Source organism: Aquamicrobium sp., assembly GCF_023954335.1.
Lineage (GTDB): Bacteria > Pseudomonadota > Alphaproteobacteria > Rhizobiales > Rhizobiaceae > Aerobium.
In genome coordinates this window covers 43,950-63,652 of the sequence record NZ_JAMLIE010000006.1, presented here as the reverse complement: position 1 = coordinate 63,652, position 19,703 = coordinate 43,950, and the positions used below count along the sequence as shown (strand labels likewise).

The following is a 19,703-nucleotide window of genomic DNA, read 5'->3' as shown; positions in this document are numbered from 1 at the left end:
GATTCCGTCTGACTGCAAAATGCTTTAGCCGCCTGCCGCCTTTTGCCGTCCCCGGCCGTCGGCGGCGGCCCGGATATCTTCGGCAGCGCCGGGCCTCAGCGCGGCGCGGGCCTCGTCGAGGCCGCGCAGCGCCGAGAACAGCGCTTCCCGATCACGCAGATGCGCGTCGTAGAGAGCGACGAAGATCGAGTTGGTCGTGACATGCGGGCCGGGCGCTTCCTGCGCCCGCCGCAGGCTTTCGTCGGCGGCACGCTTCGCGGCGCGGACGGCAGCCAGCGACGCCTCGACGGCGGCGAAACCGTCGCGATAGCGATCCCGCTCCGCGACTTCGGTGAGCGCGTCACGCGGTGGCTTGTAATGCATCATGCCGCAAATCTCCCGGCTGGAGCGCTGTCGCCGCCCTGCCGTGCTCCGCTTTCGCCCTTCGTTTCGCTGGCCGGCGGCACGGCGATGCCATGCCGGCCGGCCCGGGTTCGCGATCTCGCGCTAGATCCCCTTCAGCAGGTTGCCGGCGGCAAGCACGAGGAAGGCGACCAGCAGCAGCCAGTAGCTGTAGGCCCCGAGGGTGCCCAGCGAGATGCCGATTACCGGCAGCAGCGAGATGACGGCCAGAACGATGGCGATGATGAACACGATCTTGGTGGGTGCGCTCAGTTCCATTTTCCCTCTCCATAGTCCTCGCCGGACATGCCCGGACCATTCCGGGCGAAGCGGCGCAGCGAATAATATCGCGTCGTCCCGCCAGGGAAAACAAAAAACTGGATAAAAAATGTCATGTTTATGGCAACGCGTTCCGGTAGGGCGCGGACGCGGAAAAACCGACCCTCGGCGACGACCCGACTTCGCGACTTTAGGGCAATGCCGCCGTCGCGGTGGAAATGTCGACGGAGACGGTGATGCGGCCTTCGTTGACGGTCCATTTGCGCACTTGCGGCTCGCGCTGGCCGGCCAGAACGAAGGGGTCCCTGCCGGCGATCGCCTCGGCTTCCGCGAGCGAGGCGGCCCGGACGATGGTGAGCCCTTCGCCCGCCATCTCTCCACCCGGCTCGCTGAGCGGACCGGAGGCGAAGAGCACGCCCGATTGCTCGAGCTCGATCATATAGACCAGATGCGCATGCAGATGGGGCCGCATCTCGGCCATCGGCACCAGCGGCCGGTTGAGGATGACGTAGAGCTCGCGCTTCATCATCGGCCGCATCAGCTCGGCGATGGCGGCGGTATCGTCGTTCTCAGCCGTCATGCCGGTCCTGCACGGTGATGTAGCTGAGGACCTGCTTGGTGGTCTCGCGATAGTGGTTGTCGAGCGCCTTGACCGCCCGGTCGGCGTCGCGGGCGAGCACCGCCTCGATGATGTCGCGATGCTCGTCGCTGGGATCGCGCGATTGCAGGGAGGCGCCGGCCTTCGTCGCGCGGACGAGGCGAAAGCGCTCCGCCTGGTCGAAAAGCAGGCTGGCGAGGTTCATCTGCCACCGCGAGCCGCAGGCGGACAGGAGCTCCATGTGGAAGGCGCGGTGATGCGTCGCCCATTTCGAGGAGACCTCGTCCTCCGGCGAGCGGGGGATCGGCGTGCGGCTGATCGCGTGATACGCGGCGACCACGCGCGTCTCCCAGGCGATGTCGCCCTGCTCGATCGACTTGCGCAGCGCCACGCTCTCGATGATGAGGCGGGTTTCCATGACGTCCGTGACGTCGCCGGCGCTGATCGGCGCGACGCGGAAGCCCCGCTGCCCGACCGAGGTGACGAGCCGCTCCGCGGCGAGGCGCGTCAACGCCTCCCTGAGCGGGCTGACGCCGACATCGTAGGTCGAGCGCAGCTCGTCCGAGCGCAGCGGGGCGTCCGGCGCGAGCACCCCCCACAGGATGTCGGAGCGGATCCGGCGATAGACGCGTTCGGTCAGGGTGCGCGGTTCGTCGCCGTCGGTCTCGAACGGCTGCGCATCTGGGCTTTCGGATGTGATCGATCTTTTCATGATTTCGTTATTGACACGTATGACGGTCAGGTTCTACTATTTTTGGAAATTACAGCAAACTTTCCAAAAAGAAAAGCTTGGTCAGCCGTAGCGGTCTGGTCCGGCCCGGGAGGACATCGTGAGCCATGCATGCGTGCGGGTTCTGCCGCGCATCGGGGCGGCATTCTGCCGGGCGGTCCGCCCGCCGGCCGCGTCGGTGACGGGAAAGGCTCTCAATGCACGCCTCCGCTGACCGGGCCTGGGGCGGGGCCGATGGCGGGCCGTCGCCGGTCCCGGCCGCCGCCGGCCTTGCCCCTGTTCCCGGCATCATGCATCTCGTCGACCTCGCTCGTGGATCGCTTTTCCTGCCCGGCGTCTTCGTGGCGGCGCTGACCGCAAGATCGATCATACGACATCTCCGCGAACGCAGCCACCTCGGACAGGTCATGGCGGCATTCGGTCCCATCCTGTTCTTGGCTCAACTGCTGCGGAAGGCCGAGGGCAGGGCGCCGATCTTCCCGTCCCGGCCGCGCATACTGTCGCAGGCCGGCAATTCCGGCATTGGCTTCACCCGCTCATCTTGCCGCATCGCCGAAAGGGCGGATGCCCGCCGCGCGCCGCGCCGGACGGGCTGACGAGGAATCCGAGAAAAGGAGAACGACCGTGACAAGCGTGGGAGTGATCGGCCTGGGTCAGATGGGCCTTCCGATGGCGCGGAACCTGATGAAGGCCGGCTTTCCGGTCGTCGGCTATCGCCGCGGCGACGCCTCGGATCTCGCGGCGGCGGGCGGCAAGGTCGCGGGCTCCGTCCGCGAGGTGGCCGAGAGCTGCGAGATCATCCTGTGCTGCCTGCCTTCGGCCGCCGCGCTGGAGGAGGTGGTGGACGGCCCGCGCGGGCTCGCGGCGGGCGATTGCGCCGGCCGGGTCCTGGTCGAGCTGTCGACGCTCGACACCGGGGTCAAGCGGCGGATGGCCGGGCGGCTGGCCGAACGTGGCGGCGAGATGCTCGACTGCGCGATCAGCGGCATCCCGCGGATGATGGAGGAACGGGCCGGCGTCGTCTTCGTCAGCGGCGCGGGGTCCGTCGCGGAGCGCGTGCAGCCGCAGCTCGACGCGATCTCGGCCAAGGTCTTCTACATGGGCCCGTTCGGGGCGGCGCTGAACGCCAAGCTCTGCGCCAACATGCTGGTGGCGATCAACATCGCCGCCACCGCCGAGACCCTGACCTTCGGCCGCAAGCTCGGCATCGACCCGATGCGGCTTTACGAGGCGCTCAAGGACGGCGCGGGCGGCTCGCTCCAGTTCACCGCGCGCGGCGGGCGGATGGCCGCGCACGACTGGGACAAGGTCATGGGCTCGACGGCGACACTGGCCAAGGACATCGGCCTGATAGAGGCGCGCGGCGCCGAGACCGGATGCCCGATCCCCGTCCTCTCGGCGGCGGCCGAGCTCTACGGGCTGGCGATGGCGGAAGGCCATGGCGACCGGGACGTGGCCGCCGTCTATGCCTCGGCGGTGCGGCGCGCCGGCCTCGATGACGGTATCAAGTAACTGGAGAAGCATTCGAGATGCGTGACTACAAGCTCGCCACCGGCGTCGTCGACGGAGCCGAACAACCATTGCTGCTTCTCGACGGGGCGGTCTACACGCTGGGCGAGGTCCTCGGCGCGCATGCGCCGGCCTCGCTGCTCGACGTCTTTCGCGACTGGGCGCGGTTCGACGGGCTGATCGCGCAAGCGACGCCCGCGGGGCCGGGGCGCGATCCGGCGACTGTGGAGTACCGCACGCCGATCGCGATGCCGCCCAAGGTGATCTGCGTCGGCACCAACTACCGCGACCATCTGGCCGAGATGAAGGTGACCACGCTGCCGGTGTTCCCCTATTCGTTCATGCGGCCCTATACGTCGCTCGCCGCGCATGGCGAGGCGATCCACCTGCCACAACTGCCCAAGATGGTCGACTGGGAGGCCGAACTCGGCATCGTGATCGGCACCTCGGTCGGGCCGGGCAGCGGCGTCGACCCCGCCGACGCGATCGCGGGCTATACGGTCATCAACGACGTGTCGGCCCGCGACTGGATCCAGAGCCGGCCGCATGTCGGCATCGACTGGGTGATGCAGAAAGCATGGGACAGGTTCCAGCCGACCGGCCCGTGGATCACGCCTGCCCGCTGCGTCGCCGACCCGCAGAACCTCGCCATCGAGCTCCGGGTGAACGACGTCACCAAGCAGAAGTCCAACACCTCGTCGATGATCTTCGGCGCGATCGACATCGTGCGGCACCTGTCCTCGATCATGACGCTGGAGCCGGGCGACCTGATCGCCACCGGAACCCCGGCCGGGGTCGGGTTCGGCCGGACCCCGCCCGAGAGCATCCGCCCCGGCGACCGCATCACGGTCACGATCGAGGGGCTGGGCCAGCTCGAGAACACCTTCGTCTAATCCCGTTCAGGGCAGCAAGTGAGGAATGCACATGATCAAAGTCAGCCGTATCGCCCACGCGGCGTTCGAGACGCCTGATCTCAGCGCGCAGGTCGATCACTACACGCGCGTGATGGGGCTTACTCTGGTCGATCGCGACAGCGAGGCCGCCTATCTCTCGGCCGGGGCCGACCACCATACCGTGGTGCTGCGCGCCGGCGGCGGCGCGGCCTGCCATGCGCTCGGCTTCCAGCTGCCGGCCGGCACCGACCTCGGCGACTACCAGCGGCAGATCGAGGCGCACGGCATCAAGACCCGGCGCCTGTCGGACAGCCAGCCCGCCATCGCCGACCTTCTCGCGTTCGAGGACAGCAAGGGCACCCGCGTCGAGGTCTTCGCCAGGGCCGAGCCCGCGGGCGTGCCGGTGGGGCGGCAGCCGGGGATCGCCCCCAACAAGCTCGGCCATGTCGCGTTCAACGCCGTGGACCTGAATGCGGCGGTCAAGTTCTACTGCGACGTCCTCGGCTTCAAGGTCAGCGACTGGATGGGCGACTTCTTCGCCTTCCTGCGCTGCGGGGCGGACCACCACACGATCAACCTCGTGTCCGGCAAGGCGAACAAGATGCACCACATCGCCTTCGAGCTGCGCGACTGGACCCACATCCGCGACGCGTGCGACCACCTCGCCCACGACCGCATCGCGCTGGTCTGGGGCCCCGTGCGCCACGGCATCGGCCACAACATCTCGACCTATCACCGCAACGCCGACGGCCAGATCATCGAGCTGTTCTGCGAGCTCGACCGCGTCAACGAAAGCCTCGACATCTACGAGCCGCGCCTCACCCACCAGACGTTCCCGCAAGGCGGGCAGACATGGGAGGACGTGCTGCTCGCGGCCAACATGTGGGGATCGCCGCCGCCGGAGGGGTTCCTGGACTGAGCCGGGCCTTCCCCGCGCGGGTGCGGCGGCGTTCCTCCCGCGCTTTTGTCCGTGCCCGCGTCTTCCCGCCCCGGGCTGGCGCTGCCGCCCGGGGCGGGAGCTAACGAGATTTCTACAGGAGTGTCCCGTCCATGGTCACGGCAAGTTCGGCAACCGGCGCACCGCCGCTCGAGGTCATCGTATTTCCCGGCGGGTTCAACTGGCCGCTGTTCGTCGCGGAGGCGAAGGGCTTCTTCGCGCAGGAGGGAATCGGCGTGAACCTCACCCCGACGCCGGATTCCCAGTACCAGATGGTCGGCTTCATCGACGGGAAGTTCGATATCGCCATGACGGCGATCGACAACGTGATCGCCTATGCCGAGGGGCAGGGGGCCGCTCCGACCGAGAAGGCGCCCGACATCGTCGCCGTCATGGGCATGGACAACGGCTTCCTGCGGCTCGTCTCGGTGCCCGAGGTGACGTCAATTGCGGAGCTGAAGGACAGGCAGGTGGGCGTCGACGCGCTGACCACCGGCTACGCCTTCGCGCTGCGGGAAATGCTCGAGCGCGGCGGGCTCGATCCGGCGCAGTTCGAATATGTGCGCGCCGGAGGCGTCCTGAAGCGGTTCGAAGCCCTGATGAACAGGGAGTTCGCCGCGACCCTGCTGGTCTCCCCGTTCGAGGCGGCGGCGGCACGCGAGGGCTTCCACGTTCTCGGCAACGCCACGGATGCGCTGGGCGCCTATCAGGGGGTGGTCGGCGCGGTGCGGCGCGACTGGATCGCCGGGAACGAGGCGCGCCTGATCGGCTACATCCGGGCCTGCCGGTCGGCGCTGGCGTGGCTCCACGACCCGGCCAACAAGGAGGAGGCCATCGCCATCCTGCAAGCGGCGGTTCCGGCCATGGCGCCGGCCGTCGCCGCGGCGTCCCATGCCATCCTGCTCGATCCGCGGCTCGGCTTCTTCCGCACGCCGCGGATCGACGAGGCGGGCGTGGCGAAGGTGCTGGAGCTGCGGGTGAAATATGCCGAGCCGGCCAAGGCGCTTTCGGACCCGACGAAATACTACGACACGCGCTTCGTCGAGGCGGCCTTGAAATAGCCGTCAGGGTTCCCGGACGCGCTCGACCGGCGTGTAAAAATTTCCAAAATCTATTGACTTTGGAAAATTGAGGGCCAATCATGCCGCAAGCTCGATCCGTCTCCCTTTTCATAGCACGGGGAACGGAAGCAGGCGCCCCAGGCCCAAACATCAACAAATACCTACCAAGAGAGGGAGCTCGGCTCATGCGAATGATTGCACGCTACATTTCCCGCCTGTCTGCCGTTTCTGTCGTCGGCCTCGTCGCGGCGACGGCGTCGGGTTTCGCTCAGGAAACGATCAAGATCGGCGTTCTTCTGGACCAGACCGGACGGACATCCTTCTACTCCCTGCCCGTCAACGAGGGGACGGAGATGGCGGTCGAGGCGCTGAACGCCGCCGGCGGCATTCTCGGCAAGAAGGTCGAGCTGCTTCTGGAAGACGACAACGGCCGGCCGGACCTTTCCGCGACCAAGGCGCGCAAGCTGGTCGAGGAGGGCGTGGTCGCCATCGTCTCGAATTCGAATTCGGGCGCGACGCGCCAGGCCATCGGCATCACCGCCGAGTCGCTGACGCCGCAGCTCGCCTCGGCCAACGCCTCCGAGACGCTGACCACCATCGACAATTCCTGCTTCTTCCAGCTCGGGCCGGTCGAGTCGATCCAGATCAGCACCATGCTTGAATACGCCAAGACGCAGGGCTTCAAGAAGGTCGCCCTCGTCGGCGACAGCTCCGGCCTGTCGGTCTCCGTCGTCGACGAGTTCCGCAAGTACCTGAACGAGGCCGGCTTCGAGATCATCGAGGAGCAGCTCATCCCGGCCGGCGCCCAGAACGCCATCGCCCAGATGCAGCGGGTCCGCGCGGCCAATCCCGAGGCGATCTTCCAGGTGGCGCAGATGGGGCCGCAGGCGGTCCAGTTCTTCCAGGCCTATCACCAGCTCGGCCTCACCGCGCCGATCCTCGGCACCTTCAACCTGTCCACCCCGTCCTACCTGACCACGGCCAAGGACCTGATGGACGGCACCGTCTTCACCGACGCCTTCGACCCGGGCAAGGAAGAGGCGGCCAGCTTCGCCGAAGCCTACGAGGCGCGGTTCGGCCAGGCGCCGTCGTCGTTGCAGGGCTACGGCTACGACAGCGTCATGCTGATCGCCGATGCCATCACGCGGGCGAACTCGACCGACCGCGCCGAGATCTGCAAGGCGATCTCCGAGACGCAGGGCCTCGCGCGGGTGATGGGCGCCAAGGGCACCGGCTTTGACTTCTCCCACGGCGACCGCCGCGGTTTCCACCACGACGGCGTGGTCGTGCGGAAGATCGAGAACAACGCCTACACGCCGGCCATCTTCAGCGGCGCGGATCGTTGATCTAGGACAGGGGCACCCGACGTGGCCGATTTCTATGAACTTCTCGTAAGCGGCGTCGCATCCGGGTGCCTCTATGCCTTGATGGCGCTGTCGTTCCTTCTGGTGATGCGCCCGACCGGCATCGTCAATTTCGCGGTCGGGCAATATGCGATGCTCGGCGGCTTCGCCGCCGTCGCCATCACCACGACCATCCTGCTTCCCTGGCCGGATCTGCCGTTTGTGCCCGGCCTGATCGCCGTGCTGGCGATCATGGCGCTGCTGGGCGCGACCATCGAATGGGTGGCGATCCGGCCGCTGGTGCGGCGCGGGGCCTCTCATCTGGCACTCATGCTCAGCCTTCTCGGCGTGCTGCTGGTTCTGATGGAGGTCGGCGCGCGCTTCGGTGGCACCGAGGCGCTGCCGACGGAGCCGCCCTTCGGCTTCCGCCGGGTCGAGTTCGGCCCGTTCGCCGGGACGCCCCAGAGCTTCTTCACCATCGCGCTGACGCTGATGGTCTTCGCGGCAGTCTGGTTCTTCTTCGAGCGTACGCTGTGGGGCCGGGCCTTCGAGGCCGTCGCCATCGACCGGCAGGCGGCGCAATTGATGGGGGTCGACCTGCGGATCGTCACCGTCGCCGCCTTCGCTTCGTCGGCCGTCGTCGCCGGCCTTGTCGGCGTGCTCATCAGCGGCAGCACCGGGGCGTTCTATCAGATCGGCATGCCGCTCACGGTGCAGGGTTTCACGGCGCTGGTGATCGGCGGGGTCGGCCGGGTGGACGGCGCGCTGATCGGCGGCATCCTCCTCGGGCTGATCGAGGCCTTCGTCATGCGCTACCTGCCGGTTCCCTCGGCGCTGGCGCTGGCGGTGCCGCTGGTCCTGCTGCTGGCCTTCCTCGTCGCGCGCCCGACCGGACTGCTCGCCAACAAGGGAGGGCACCATTGATGCAGTCGCGCCTGCTTTTCCTTGCCCTGGTGGTCGCGCTCTGCGTGGTCGGTTTCTACCTCAATTCCTATCAGGCTGACATCTACCGCAAGCTCCTGCTGTGGATCGCGCTGGGGATCGGGTTCAACTTCCTGTTCGGCATCTGCGGCCAGGTCGCGTTCTCGCATTTCGCCTTCTACGGCCTCGGCGCCTACTGGATCGTGATCGCGCTGTTCCAGTTCCACCTGCCGCTGCCGGTCGCCGTCCTGATCGGCATCGTGCTTGCCGGCGTGGTCGCGCTGCTGATCGCCATCCCCTCGACCCGGCTGGAGGGGCCGTATCTCGCCCTCGCGACGCTGGCGCTGGCCCAGCTCTTCCATCTCGGGATCGTGTCGGGGCGCGACTTCACCGGCGGCGACACCGGCGTCGGCGGCTACCGGCTGCCCGACATCCTCGGCTTCCAGGTGACGGGACCGTGGTACACGGCCTGCCTCGTGCTGCTGTGCGCGGGCACCTATGTCCTGCTCAACCGCATCGACAGGTCCTGGTTCGGCCGGGCGTGCCGCGCGGTGCGCGACAACCAGGCCGCGGCGCAGGCCATGGGCGTCAACGTGCCGCTCACCAAGGTCATCGCCTTCACCCTGACAAGCGTGCTGGCGAGCGTGGCCGGCTTCTTCTACGCCTTCGTGGACAATCTGGTCGCACCGGGCGCGTTCAGCCTCGAGAACATGTTCATCCTGCTGTTCATGATCATCGTCGGCGGCTCGGGCCGGCAGCTCGGCGCGGTGATCGGGGTGATCATCCTCTATGCGGCCCCGTTCTTCATCGAGCCGCTGATCGGGCATTTCCACTTCATGGCCTTCGGTGCGCTGGTCGTGGTGCTGATCATCTTCCAGCCCAAGGGGCTCGTCGCGTTGCTCGACACGGCGCTGGCCCGGGTGAACGGCGTCGCGAAGAAGGGGGCACAGCCATGAGCAACCCGACCCCGCTCCTGTCCGTGCGCGGGCTGACCAAGCGGTTCGGCGGCCTGACGGCCGTCTCCGACCTCGATTTCGACCTCGAGCCCGGCGAGATCCTCGCCATCATCGGGCCGAACGGCGCCGGGAAGTCGACCACCTTCAACCTGATCTGCGGCGCGATGCCGCCGACGGCGGGGACGGTGACGCTGGAAGGCCGCCGGATCGACGGATTGCAGCCGAACCGCATCGCCGAGCTCGGCATCTACCGTACCTTCCAGCACAACATGCCCTTCAAGGGCATGTCGGTGACCGACAACATCCTCGTCGGCCGCCACGCCCGGCGCGCCTCCAGCCTCTGGAGCGTCCTGCTCGGGCGCGCGAGCGTCGCCGAGGCCGAGCGGGCCGCGCGCGACAAGGTGCTGGACATCGCGCGCTTCGTCGGCATCGACACCCTGCTCGACGCGGACGTGACGACGCTGTCCTTCGGGCAGGGGCGTCTTCTGGAGATCGCCCGCGCGCTCGCCGGGGAGCCGAAGATCCTGCTGCTCGATGAGCCGGCGGCCGGGCTGACGCTCTCGGAATGCGCGCGCCTGTTCGATCTCATCAAGGATGTCGCGCGGCAGGGGATTTCGGTCCTGCTGATCGAGCACGACATGCATTTCCTGCTGCCGCTGACGGACAGGATCGTCGTGCTGAACTTCGGCGGCAAGATCGCGGAAGGCACGTCGAGCGAGGTGCGCGCCAACCCGGCCGTGGTCGACGCCTATCTCGGCAAGCTCGGCGCGGCGAGCGAGAATGTGGGGGCGTTCCATGCTTCGCGTTGAAGACCTGAGCGCCGGATACGGCGCGGCGTCGGTTCTCAAATCCGTCTCGCTCGATGTCGCGCAGGGCGAGGTCGTGGCGCTGCTCGGCCCCAACGGGGCCGGCAAGTCCACCCTGATGAGCTGCATCATCGGCCTCCTGACGCCGTCGGCGGGCACGATCACCATCGACGGCCATGTCGTGAACCGCGAGCCGACCTACCAGACCATAAAGCGCGGCGTCGCGCTGGTGCCGGAGGGGCGTCGCGTTTTCGGGCCGTTCACGGTGCGCGACAATCTCAGGATGGGCTCGCTGCGGCTGCGCACCAGCGGGGCCGTCAGCTTCGACGAGCGTCTCGACTACGTCTACGGCCTGTTCCCGCGGCTGAAGGAACGGCAGGGCCAGATGGCGGGGACGTTGTCGGGCGGCGAGCAGCAGATGCTGGCGATCGGACGCGCCCTGATGTCCAACCCGCGCCTTCTGCTGCTGGACGAGCCGTTTCTCGGCCTCGCGCCCAAGGTGGTCGACGAAATCCGCGCCGCCGTCGAAGCCCTGCGCGCGGCGGGATTGACCCTGCTCCTGGTCGAGCAGAAGCTCGACATCGCGCTCGGCATCGCCTCGCGCGCCTATGTGCTCATCAAAGGCAGGGTGGGGCTCAGCACGACGTCGCAGGAGCTGCTCGCGCGCGACGATCTCTCCGATCTCTACTTCTCGCTGGCGAGCCAGTCCGACACGATGGAGGAGGCATGATGTCCCGGCGGCAGATCATACGCGGCGCGTCGCTGCTGACGATGGACGCCGGTCTTGGCGAGATCGAAAGCGCCGACGTCCTGATCGAGGACGGCCGGATCGCGTCCATCGGAGCCGTCGCGGCAGAGGACGCCGAGATCATCGACGGCCGCGGCAGGATCCTGATGCCGGGCATGATCGACGGCCACAGGCACCTGTGGCAGGACATGGCCAAGAACTACCGCTTCGGCAACTTCATGTTCGAGACCAATGTCCGTTTCGGGCCGGTCTTCTCGGCCGAGGATTTCCACCTCGCCAACCTGATCGGGGGGCTCACCGCGCTCGACGCCGGCGTGACCACGGTGGTCGATTTCTGCCACCTCGTGGAGGATTACGAGCAGGCGCATGCCGCGGCGCTCGGCACCAGGGCCTCGGGCGTCGCCGGCTTCTTCTGCCCCCAGCTCCTGCCGCGGAGGCGCAGCTACGGCCCGGGATCGTCCATTCCCGCCGAGGAAGCCTGGGCCCAGACGATGGGCCCCGCCGATCCCGCCCTAGTCGACGACCTGCTGCGCGTGCGGACGGAGCTGTTCGCGGCTTCCGACGATCCGCTCCAGTTCGGCCTGTGCCTCACCGCCTTCGAATTCTCGCCCCGCCGTCCGCAGGACGTGTTGGCAGAGTTCGATCATGCGAAGCGCTTCGAGGTCTCGCTGCTGACCCAGCATCTCCTCGGCACGACCGGGGCATGGCGGATGGGGCTCGACCGCGAGTACCGCATCATTCCCGAGCTGGCGCGCGCGGGATTGATCGGCCCGGGCTATCTTGCCGCGCACGGCACCGGCCTGAGCGACGAGGAGCTGAAGATGATCGCCGATGCCGGCGGCGCGCTGGTCTCGACGGTGATGGGCGAGGCGGGCTATGCCCATCCGCCCGCGCATGCCCGCTTTCGCATGGCGGGCGGCGCGGCGGCCATCGGCGCCGACGGCACCGGGCGCGACACGCACGACTATTTCCAGCACATCCGCGCCGCGAAGCACACGCTGTTCCGGGACGAGCGCAACTTCATGCTCGGGCACAGCCTGCCGCCGGAGGTCCATCTCGGCCTCGCGACCATCGAAGGCGCGCGCGCCCTCGGCCTCGACGGGCAGATCGGCTCGATCAGCGTCGGCAAGCGCGCCGACCTCGTCCTCCTGCGCTGCGACCGTAGCTTCTTCCCGCGCATCGGCACGCTGGCCTCACGCGTGTTCGGCTATTCCAGCATCGAGGACGTCGAGAGCGTCTGGGTGGCGGGGCGCAGGGTCAAGGCGGACGGCAAGCTCGTCGGCCACGACTGGAACGATCTCTATGCGCTCTCGGCCAAGGCCTGGGAGCGTATCGAGAAGGACGCGCTCAGCATCACCTTCACCGGCGAGATGCGGCCCACCTTCCCGGCGAAGGATAGCTGAGCGGGAGCGGGCGAGAGCCCGCGCCCGGACCTTCCCATCACCGCTCGCGCGGGCCTGCCACGGCCGCGCGCAATTCGGCCGGCACGTCCGCAAGGCGCGCGCCGGCGCGCAGGTCGAGCGCCGCCGTCCACAGCGAGACGGCGCGGGCGCGGGGCAGGTCGCGGATCACGATCCCTGTGCCGGCGGCGTCGGCGACCCGCGCATCCCATGCGGCGTCCGGCAGGTCGCGCCATTCGACGTCGAGATGAACCGTCGAATGGAAGATCAGGTTGCGCAGGGCCGCCGGCGGCAGCGTCGCGCCGAGCGCGACGGCATCGGGGTCGGCCGCGGCATGGACCGGGAGCCGCCCGCCCTCCGCTTGGCCCTGCCGCACCGAGGCGAGGATTTCCGCCTGCGCGCGGGCGGCGAGCCCGACGCCGGCGACGACATGGGCGCGGGTGACGCCGGCTGCGGGCGCGGCCAGCGCCCTGTCGTCGATGCCGTTGAGTATCCTCGCGAAATAGGCGGTCGCGCCGCGCGCCAGCGCCAGATCGGCCGCCGGCGCGTTGGCGGCGTCGTAGCGGGCGCCAGCGCCCTGCCGCGCCCGCAGCGCCGCCCGCGCGGCATCGAGCGGGTCGCTCACGGCTCGCGCCCCTCGACCAGCACGCGGGCGAAGTTCAGCCTCTCGATGATCGGCGCGTCGGAGAAGCGGAACAGGTCGAACTGGGTTTCGGCCTGAAGGGACCACGGGACCCAGGACGGGACGACGAAGATGTCGCCGATGTCCAGCCGATGGGTCGTGCCGTCGAGCACCACCGAGCCGCGGCCCTCGAACACCTGGAACACCGAGGCGCCGACCTCGCGGCGCACCGGCGTCTCGGTTCCCGCGCGCAGGCGGTGGAACTCGCAGCGGATCGTCGACATCACGTCGCCGCCGGTGGTCGGGTTGACGTAGCGGATGGCGGCGTGGCCCTGTTCCACCGTGGCCGGCTGGCCCTCGTCCTCGAGCAGGAGCTGCTCGGTCAGGGCGCGGTCGGTGTGTTCCCACCGATAGGCGCCGATGGGCGAGGAGGGCGTGTCGCGCAGCCCCGAAAGCGGGCGCAATCCCGGATGGCACCACAGGCGTTCGCCGCGCGAATAGCGCGGCGTCGCGTAGTCCGTCACCCGGTCCGATCCGAACTCGAAGAACCCGACGTCGTTCTGGTAGCTGAACGGAATGTCCAGCCCGTCGATCCACGCCATCGGATGGTCGGTGTCGTTGTGGTGGCCATGGAAATGCCAGCCCGGCGTCAGCAGCAGGTCGCCCCGGCTCATCCGCACCGGGTCGCCGTTGACCACGGTCCAGACGCCGTCTCCCTCGACCACGAAGCGGAACGCGTTCTGGGAATGGCGGTGTTCCGGCGCGGTCTCGCGCGGGCCGAGATACTGGATCGCGCACCACAGGGTCGGCGTGATGTAGGTGTGCCCGCCGAGGCCGGGATTGGCGAGCCCGAGCGCCCGGCGCTCCCCGCCGCGCCCGACCGGAACCAGCTCGCCCGACTTGCGTGCCAGCGGCAGCAGGTCGGCCCATTTCCAGATATGGGGCAGCGCCCGCGGCGTCGGGTGCTGCGGCATCAGCCCGCCGATCTGCGTCCAGAGCGGCTTGATGTTCTGGGCTTCGAAGCCGGCATAGAGCGCGCGCAGCTCCGGCGTGTCCTCGGGTTGCATTGCATTGTCCATCGGCAACTCCTGAATCCGGGCGGCCTAGACCGCGTCGGGCTGGTTGGGCGGGGCGGCGTCACGAAAGGCCGGGATGGCGTCCAGCGCGGCGAAGATGCGCGCGATGGTCGGCCAGCCGGCGGTCTCGATGGAAAAGCGGCGGTTGTTCCAGACCTGGGCGTAGAGGCACAGGTCGGCCATGCCCGGCGCGTCGCCATGGCAGAAGGCGCCGGTCGCGGCGTCGCCCGCCAGCCGGGTCTCCAGCGCGTCGAAGGTGGTGCGCACCCAGTGGGTGAACCACTCCTTCTGGGCGTCCTCGTCCGCGCCGAACTGCTCGGCGAGCCGCCCCAGCACGCGCAAATTGTTCAGCGGATGGATCTCGCAGGCGATCATCTGCGCCAGCGAGCGCACCCGGGCGCGCCCGTCGGCGTCGGCCGGCAGCAAAGCGGGCTGCGGCCGGGTCTCGTCCAGCCACTCGATGATCGCCAGCGACTGGGTCAGGACGGTGCCGTCCTCGCGCTCCAGCGCCGGGACCAGCCCGGCCGGGTTCAGCGCCAGGAAATCGGGCCGCCGGGTGTCGCCGCGCCGCAACTGGTAGGCGACGTAATCGTACTCCAGCCCCTTGAGGTTCAGCGCGGCGCGCAGCCGCGCCGAGGTCGAGGAGCGGAAGAAATTATGCAGCCGCGGCGTCATTCGCGCGCCCCGATGGTGGTGGTGATCTCGCCCAGCCCGACGATGTGGACGGTGCAGACATCGCCCGGCGCCAGCGCGCCGACGCCTTCGGGCGTCCCGGTCATGATCAGGTCGCCGGGCCTGATCTCGACCGAGCGCGACAGGATCGAGATCACCTCGGGCACCGACCAGATCATCTTGGCGAGGTCGGAATCCTGCCGGACGGCACCGTTGACGCTCAGCCGTATCGTGCCTTCCAGCACGTGGCCGACCGCGGCCACCGGATGCACCGGGCCGATCACCGCCGACCGGTCGAACGCCTTGCCCCAGTCCCATGGGCGACCCTGCTCGCGGGCGGCAAGCTGGAGGTCGCGGCGCGTCAGGTCGTTGCCGATGGCGTAGCCCCAGACGTGGCCGAGCGCATCGGTTGCGGCGATGTCGCGCCCGCCCTTGCCGATGGCGACGACGAGCTCGCCCTCGTAATGGAAGTTCGAGGTCTCGGGCGGATAGGCGACGGTCTCGCCGTCATCCACCACCGCGTCGGCCGGCTTGGTGAAGAAGAAGGGCGGCTCGCGGTCCGGGTCGCGGCCCATCTCGCGGGCGTGGGCGGCGTAGTTGCGCCCGACGCAGAAGATGCGGCGCACCGGAAAGCGGTCTGTCGAACCGGCGACGGCTACGGTCGGGGTCGGCGGCGCGGCGAATACGAGGGTCATCTTCAGGCGTCTCCTTGGGGCGAGAGCGGCACGTTCATCGATGTCAGCCGCCTTTCAGCAGCGCCTGACGGTCGATCTTGCCGGTGCCCGTCTTGGGCAGCTCGGCGACATATTCGACGATGCGCGGATATTTGTGCGGCGTCAGGCGGGACTTGACGAAGGCCTGCAACCGGCGGGTCTGCTCCTCAGTGGCGTCCTCGCCGTCGCGCAGGCGGATCACCGCCTTGAGCGTCATGCGGCGGTCGGCGAGCTGGACGCCCAGCACGGCGCACTCATGCACCTGCGGGTGCTCGTTGAGGCATTTCTCCACCTCGAGAGGCCAGACCCATTGCCCGGACACCTTGATCAGGTCGTCGGCCCGGCCCTGGAAATAATAGTAGCCGTCCTTCTCGATGAAGCGGTCCCCGGTGTTCAGCCAGTCGCCGCGCATCGTCTCGCGGGTCTTGTCCGGGCGGTTCCAGTAGAGCGGCGCCGAGGAGTGGCCACGCACATGCATGATCCCTTCCTCGCCCGGCCCGACCGCCTTGCCGTCCGCGCCCTCCAGGCGGATCTCGTAGCCGGGCACGCGCGCGCCGGCGGCACCGATGCGGTGATCGTCATGCCGGTTGGAGAGGTAAATGTGCAGCGCCTCGGTCGAGCCGAGCCCCTCGGTCGGACCATGGCCGACCAGCGCCTTCCACGCGTCATAGACGTCCTGCGACAATATCTCGGCCGCCGACATCGACAGGCGCAGCGAGCTCAGGTCGCGCGCCTCGACGCCCGGATGGCGGGTCAGCGCGGTATAGAGCGTCGGCAGGCCGAAGAAGACCGTGGGGCGCCAGGTCTCGATGGCGTCCAGCACCGGCTCGGGTCGCGGCTGGCCGGGCAGCAGGAGCGATGAGGCGCCGACCGAGAAGGGGAAGATCAGCGAGTTCCCGAACCCGTAGGCGAAGAAGATCTTCGGCACCGAAAAGCACATGTCGTCCGGCCGCAGGCCGAGGATGTGCCGGCCGAACGAAGCCTGGATATAGGCCGCGTCGTGGTGCAGGTGCACGATGCCCTTGGGCCGGCCTGTCGAGCCGGACGAGTACATCCAGAACGCCATGTCGAACGGGGTGGTGTCGGCCACCTCCAGCGTGTCGGGCTGGCCGGCGAGAAAGGCCGCGGCCTCGACCTGTCCGGCGCGGGCCGGACCGTTGACCACGATCACCTGCTCGAGCGCCGTGTTCGCCAGCGCCTCGGGGCCGAACTGGTCGGCCAGATCCGCCTCGCACAGGGCAAAGCGCGCGCCGGTGTCCTGAAGGAAGAAGTTCAGATCGTCGGGCCGGCTCTGAATGTTCAGCAGCACCGGCACGAAACCCGCCCGCACCGCGCCGAAGAACGCCGCCGGATAGACCGGCGTATCGTCGAGGAAGAACGGAATCCGCTCGCCGCGCCGCAATCCCGCCGCCTTGAAGGCGTTGCCCCAGCGGGCCGCCTCGGCGATCAGCGCGGCATAGGTCAGCCGGCCGGCCGGGCCGGTGACGGCGGTGGCTTCGGGATTGCGGGCGAGGTTGTCCCACAGGATGGCGGAGCAATTGGGATGGGCGACGGGGTCGAAGCCGATCTCGGCCGCGCCGGGGGCGTCGTCGCCGACGGGGTCGACGATCGCGGCGGGCGAAGCCGCCTTGAAGGCGTCGTAGCGGCCCATGAATTGCGGCGCGATGCCGCGCAGCCGGTCCATGTCCATCCGCCCCGAACGCGTCATGTAGTCGAAGGCGAAATCAAGCGGCGGCAGGGCGAGCTTGGCCGCGAAGTCCTCGTACCAGCGGGCGGAGGTGTTGGCGGCGTCGACGATCTTGCGCGCGACCGGCAGCCGCTCGGCCTGCCAGACCCGCAGCGCCTCGTCGATGTCGTCATGCACGCCGAGCGCGCGGACGAGCGCGATCGCGTCCTCCAGCGCCAGCCGCGTTCCCGAGCCGATGGAGAAATGCGCGGTGTGCGCCGCATCGCCGAGGATCACGTGCCGGCCGGCGGCCCACCTGCCGCACCACAGCCGCGGAAACTGGCGCCAGCTCGACTTGTTGGTGATCAGCGGAGCGCCGTCCAGCACGTCGGAAAATATCTCGCCGCAGAGGCGCGCGCTCTCGGTCTCGTCCAGCCGGTCGAAGCCCCAGGCGTTGAACGTCGCGTCGTCGCATTCGACGATGAACGTGCTGCGGTCCGGCGCGAAGCGGTAGTGGTGGGCGTTGAGCGCGCCCCTGTCGGTCCGGACGAAGGTCTGGGTCAGGGTGTCGAAGCTGCGCTCCGCGCCGAACCAGGCGAAATGGTTGCTGAAGTGGTCCAGCGTCGGCGCGAACGCCTCCGGGTTCGACTGGCGCACCAAAGAGTTCAGCCCGTCGGCGCCGATGACGAGGTCTGCTTCCAGCTCCGACAGGTCGTCGATCCGGGTGTCGAAGCGGATTTCGACGCCGAGCTCCTCGGCGCGCTCGCGCAGGATCTCGATCAGGTCCAACCGCCCGATGGCCGAGAAGCCGACGCCGTCGAGGACGACCTGCCCGTCGGGATGGTTGAGCGTCATGTTCCGCCACCGCTCCATGCGCGGCACGACGAGGGCGTGGGTCTCGGGATCGTCGGCACGCAGGAAATCCAGCGCCTGGTCGGAAAACACCACGCCGAAGCCGAAGGTGGCGCCCCTGGGGTTCTGTTCCGTCACCCTGATCTTCAGCCCGGGCCGGGCAAGGCGCAGCAGGATCGCCGTGTAGAGGCCCGCGGGGCCTGCGCCGACAATCTCGACGCTGGTCAGATCGGGCATCGCATTCCTCCCTTGCCTGCTCGACAGCAACAGCCGTGATCGATACATACCTTTTTCATATGTCGCAATACTTATCGTGTAATAGAAAACTGGAAACCATGCACGCCCTAACGGTCAATGTCAGTTTCGGGGATTGCGATCCGGCAGGGATCGTATTTTATCCGAATTTTTTCAAATGGATGGATCATGCGTTCCACGGCTGACTGCGCCGCTTCGGCGGCCATTCCACCTTGTGCGCGACGCTGCAATCTGTCGGAATCGGCTTGATGGACGCCAGCATGCGGTTCCAGTCGCCGGCGCGGGACGGGGATGAAGTCCGGGTCGCGCTGGAGGCGGCCGAATGGGCGCCGAAAACCCTGACCCTGACCTATCGCCTGACCTGCGGGGCGCGGCCGGTGGCGTTGGGGCGGGAGGTCCGGGGGCTGTTCACCCGGACGGAAACTGGTATTCAGGCCGCAGACATGATGGCGTTGAGAGACCTGATTGCCCAGCGATCCTGACAATCCGCAAAAGCGCGTGTCCGGCGCCAGCTCCATCGACGCGGCGCTGCATCTCCTTTTGGCGATGTCGGCCTATCGCGAGCCGGTCGCCCTGTCCGAGCTTGCCCGCGGTTGCGGCATGCCGCCGAGCAAGGCCCATCGCTATCTCGCGGCGTTCATGGCGGCCGGCCTCGTCGAGCAGACCGGGCGGTCCGGGCGCTATTTCCTCGGCAAGATGGCGATGCAGATCGGGCTGGCCGCCATCGCGCGCCACGATTTCGTCAATGCCGCCGCCGATTCCCTTGCCGAACTGTGCGCCGACACCGGGCTGACGGCGCTGCTTTCGGTGTGGGGCAACAACGGGGCGACCGTGGTGCGCTGGGAGCGCGCCGCTTCTCCGACCGTCACCTCGATGGGGCTGGGCACGACGCTGCCGCTCCTGACCTCGGCCACCGGGCGCGCGTTTCTCGCCTGGGCGCCGCCCAACACGGTGCTGGCCCTGCGCGAGAGCGAGGTGCGCCGGATCAAGCGCAATCCGCAGCTCCAGATGGATTTCGACGTCAGCGCGCAGGGCATCGCCGCGATGATCGAAGGCATCCGCAAGGACGGCTTCGCCTCGGTCGACGGCCGGTTCATCCCGGGCCTGGTCGCTGCCGCCGCGCCGATCCTCGACTGGCAGGGCGAGGCGCAGGCGGTGGTGACGCTGGTCGGCACCGACCCGTGCCTGACCAATCCCGGCTCTGGAAAGCTCGAGGCGCTGATGGCCTATTGCCGCGAGCGCTCGATCGTCGCCCAAGGCGAGGGGTCTTCCGGCCAGCGGTGAG

The 19,703-nt window shown here is 68.4% G+C and carries 22 protein-coding genes; 13 read left to right on the top strand and 9 right to left on the bottom strand.

The features are described 5' to 3' along the window. Window positions 1–24: 24 nt before the first annotated feature. The 4 genes from M9945_RS21645 to M9945_RS21630 form a co-directional block, all read right to left on the bottom strand. Entirely contained in the window at window positions 25–366 is a 342-nt protein-coding gene (locus M9945_RS21645; RefSeq protein ID WP_367946190.1) for a hypothetical protein, read from the bottom strand. Window positions 367–486: 120 nt separating this feature from the next. Further along, entirely contained in the window at window positions 487–660 is a 174-nt protein-coding gene (locus M9945_RS21640; protein ID WP_367928590.1) for a hypothetical protein, read from the bottom strand. A 190-nt stretch (window positions 661–850) separates the two neighbouring features. Then, window positions 851–1,240 (bottom strand): YciI family protein, encoded by a 390-nt coding sequence (locus M9945_RS21635; protein WP_367946189.1) that lies wholly within the window; start codon window positions 1,238–1,240, stop codon window positions 851–853. After that, window positions 1,230–1,970: an FCD domain-containing protein gene (locus M9945_RS21630; protein WP_367946188.1), complete on the bottom strand. Its 741-nt coding sequence runs from the start codon at window positions 1,968–1,970 to the stop codon at window positions 1,230–1,232. Before M9945_RS21630 ends, M9945_RS21635 begins: the two co-directional genes overlap by 11 nt. A 308-nt stretch (window positions 1,971–2,278) precedes the next feature. Between M9945_RS21630 and M9945_RS21625 the strand changes: the two genes are divergently transcribed. The 11 genes from M9945_RS21625 (at window position 2,279) to M9945_RS21575 (ending at window position 12,565) form a co-directional block, all read left to right on the top strand. Next, window positions 2,279–2,584 carry a hypothetical protein gene (locus M9945_RS21625; protein ID WP_367946187.1) on the top strand — a complete coding sequence of 102 codons (306 nt, stop codon included), beginning with the start codon at window positions 2,279–2,281 and terminating at the stop codon, window positions 2,582–2,584. Between the two features lie 28 nt (window positions 2,585–2,612). Then, complete coding sequence (locus M9945_RS21620; RefSeq protein WP_367946186.1) at window positions 2,613–3,500, top strand: NAD(P)-dependent oxidoreductase; 888 nt, start codon at window positions 2,613–2,615, stop codon at window positions 3,498–3,500. Between the two features lie 17 nt (window positions 3,501–3,517). Then, complete coding sequence (locus tag M9945_RS21615; protein ID WP_367946185.1) at window positions 3,518–4,390, top strand: fumarylacetoacetate hydrolase family protein; 873 nt, start codon at window positions 3,518–3,520, stop codon at window positions 4,388–4,390. A gap of 31 nt (window positions 4,391–4,421) precedes the next feature. Next, entirely contained in the window at window positions 4,422–5,309 is an 888-nt protein-coding gene (locus tag M9945_RS21610; RefSeq protein WP_367946184.1) for a VOC family protein, read from the top strand. 131 nt (window positions 5,310–5,440) lie between these two features. After that, on the top strand, window positions 5,441–6,388 hold the full coding sequence (locus tag M9945_RS21605; RefSeq protein WP_367946183.1) for an ABC transporter substrate-binding protein: 948 nt from the start codon (window positions 5,441–5,443) through the stop codon (window positions 6,386–6,388). Window positions 6,389–6,573: 185 nt separating this feature from the next. Continuing rightward, window positions 6,574–7,734, top strand: a complete 1,161-nt coding sequence (locus M9945_RS21600; protein WP_367946182.1) for an ABC transporter substrate-binding protein — start codon at window positions 6,574–6,576, stop codon at window positions 7,732–7,734. A gap of 21 nt (window positions 7,735–7,755) precedes the next feature. Beyond that, window positions 7,756–8,655, top strand: coding sequence for a branched-chain amino acid ABC transporter permease (locus M9945_RS21595; RefSeq protein ID WP_367928581.1), 900 nt, complete (start codon window positions 7,756–7,758; stop codon window positions 8,653–8,655). Next, window positions 8,655–9,608, top strand: coding sequence for a branched-chain amino acid ABC transporter permease (locus M9945_RS21590; protein WP_367946181.1), 954 nt, complete (start codon window positions 8,655–8,657; stop codon window positions 9,606–9,608). Before M9945_RS21595 ends, M9945_RS21590 begins: the two co-directional genes overlap by 1 nt. Further along, window positions 9,605–10,417, top strand: a complete 813-nt coding sequence (locus tag M9945_RS21585) for an ABC transporter ATP-binding protein (protein WP_367946180.1) — start codon at window positions 9,605–9,607, stop codon at window positions 10,415–10,417. The genes M9945_RS21590 and M9945_RS21585 overlap by 4 nt, the downstream gene beginning before the upstream one ends. Continuing rightward, the gene (locus M9945_RS21580) at window positions 10,404–11,144 is read left to right on the top strand and encodes an ABC transporter ATP-binding protein (RefSeq protein WP_367946179.1); all 741 of its coding nucleotides are present in this window, start codon (window positions 10,404–10,406) and stop codon (window positions 11,142–11,144) included. Before M9945_RS21585 ends, M9945_RS21580 begins: the two co-directional genes overlap by 14 nt. Beyond that, window positions 11,141–12,565 carry an amidohydrolase family protein gene (locus tag M9945_RS21575; protein WP_367946178.1) on the top strand — a complete coding sequence of 475 codons (1,425 nt, stop codon included), beginning with the start codon at window positions 11,141–11,143 and terminating at the stop codon, window positions 12,563–12,565. Before M9945_RS21580 ends, M9945_RS21575 begins: the two co-directional genes overlap by 4 nt. A gap of 37 nt (window positions 12,566–12,602) precedes the next feature. Here M9945_RS21575 and M9945_RS21570 read toward each other — a convergent pair whose 3' ends face one another. The 5 genes from M9945_RS21570 to M9945_RS21550 are packed head-to-tail and all read right to left on the bottom strand — an operon-like array spanning window position 12,603 to window position 18,400. Continuing rightward, window positions 12,603–13,187 (bottom strand): maleylpyruvate isomerase N-terminal domain-containing protein, encoded by a 585-nt coding sequence (locus M9945_RS21570; RefSeq protein ID WP_367946177.1) that lies wholly within the window; start codon window positions 13,185–13,187, stop codon window positions 12,603–12,605. Further along, window positions 13,184–14,263, bottom strand: a complete 1,080-nt coding sequence (locus M9945_RS21565) for a cupin domain-containing protein (RefSeq protein WP_367946176.1) — start codon at window positions 14,261–14,263, stop codon at window positions 13,184–13,186. The genes M9945_RS21570 and M9945_RS21565 overlap by 4 nt, the downstream gene beginning before the upstream one ends. 24 nt (window positions 14,264–14,287) lie before the next feature. Continuing rightward, the gene (gene maiA, locus M9945_RS21560; RefSeq protein WP_367946175.1) at window positions 14,288–14,935 is read right to left on the bottom strand and encodes a maleylacetoacetate isomerase; all 648 of its coding nucleotides are present in this window, start codon (window positions 14,933–14,935) and stop codon (window positions 14,288–14,290) included. Further along, entirely contained in the window at window positions 14,932–15,627 is a 696-nt protein-coding gene (locus M9945_RS21555; protein ID WP_367946174.1) for a fumarylacetoacetate hydrolase family protein, read from the bottom strand. The genes maiA and M9945_RS21555 overlap by 4 nt, the downstream gene beginning before the upstream one ends. A 43-nt stretch (window positions 15,628–15,670) precedes the next feature. After that, a complete protein-coding gene (locus tag M9945_RS21550) occupies window positions 15,671–18,400 on the bottom strand; it encodes a benzoate-CoA ligase family protein (protein WP_367946173.1) in 2,730 nt (909 codons plus the stop codon). A 266-nt stretch (window positions 18,401–18,666) separates the two neighbouring features. Here M9945_RS21550 and M9945_RS21545 point away from each other — a divergent pair, with 266 nt between their 5' ends. Both M9945_RS21545 and M9945_RS21540 read left to right on the top strand, forming a co-directional pair. After that, window positions 18,667–18,900: a hypothetical protein gene (locus tag M9945_RS21545; RefSeq protein ID WP_367946172.1), complete on the top strand. Its 234-nt coding sequence runs from the start codon at window positions 18,667–18,669 to the stop codon at window positions 18,898–18,900. Continuing rightward, window positions 18,884–19,702 carry an IclR family transcriptional regulator gene (locus tag M9945_RS21540; RefSeq protein WP_367946171.1) on the top strand — a complete coding sequence of 273 codons (819 nt, stop codon included), beginning with the start codon at window positions 18,884–18,886 and terminating at the stop codon, window positions 19,700–19,702. Before M9945_RS21545 ends, M9945_RS21540 begins: the two co-directional genes overlap by 17 nt. The last annotated feature ends 1 nt before the right edge of the window (window position 19,703 follow it).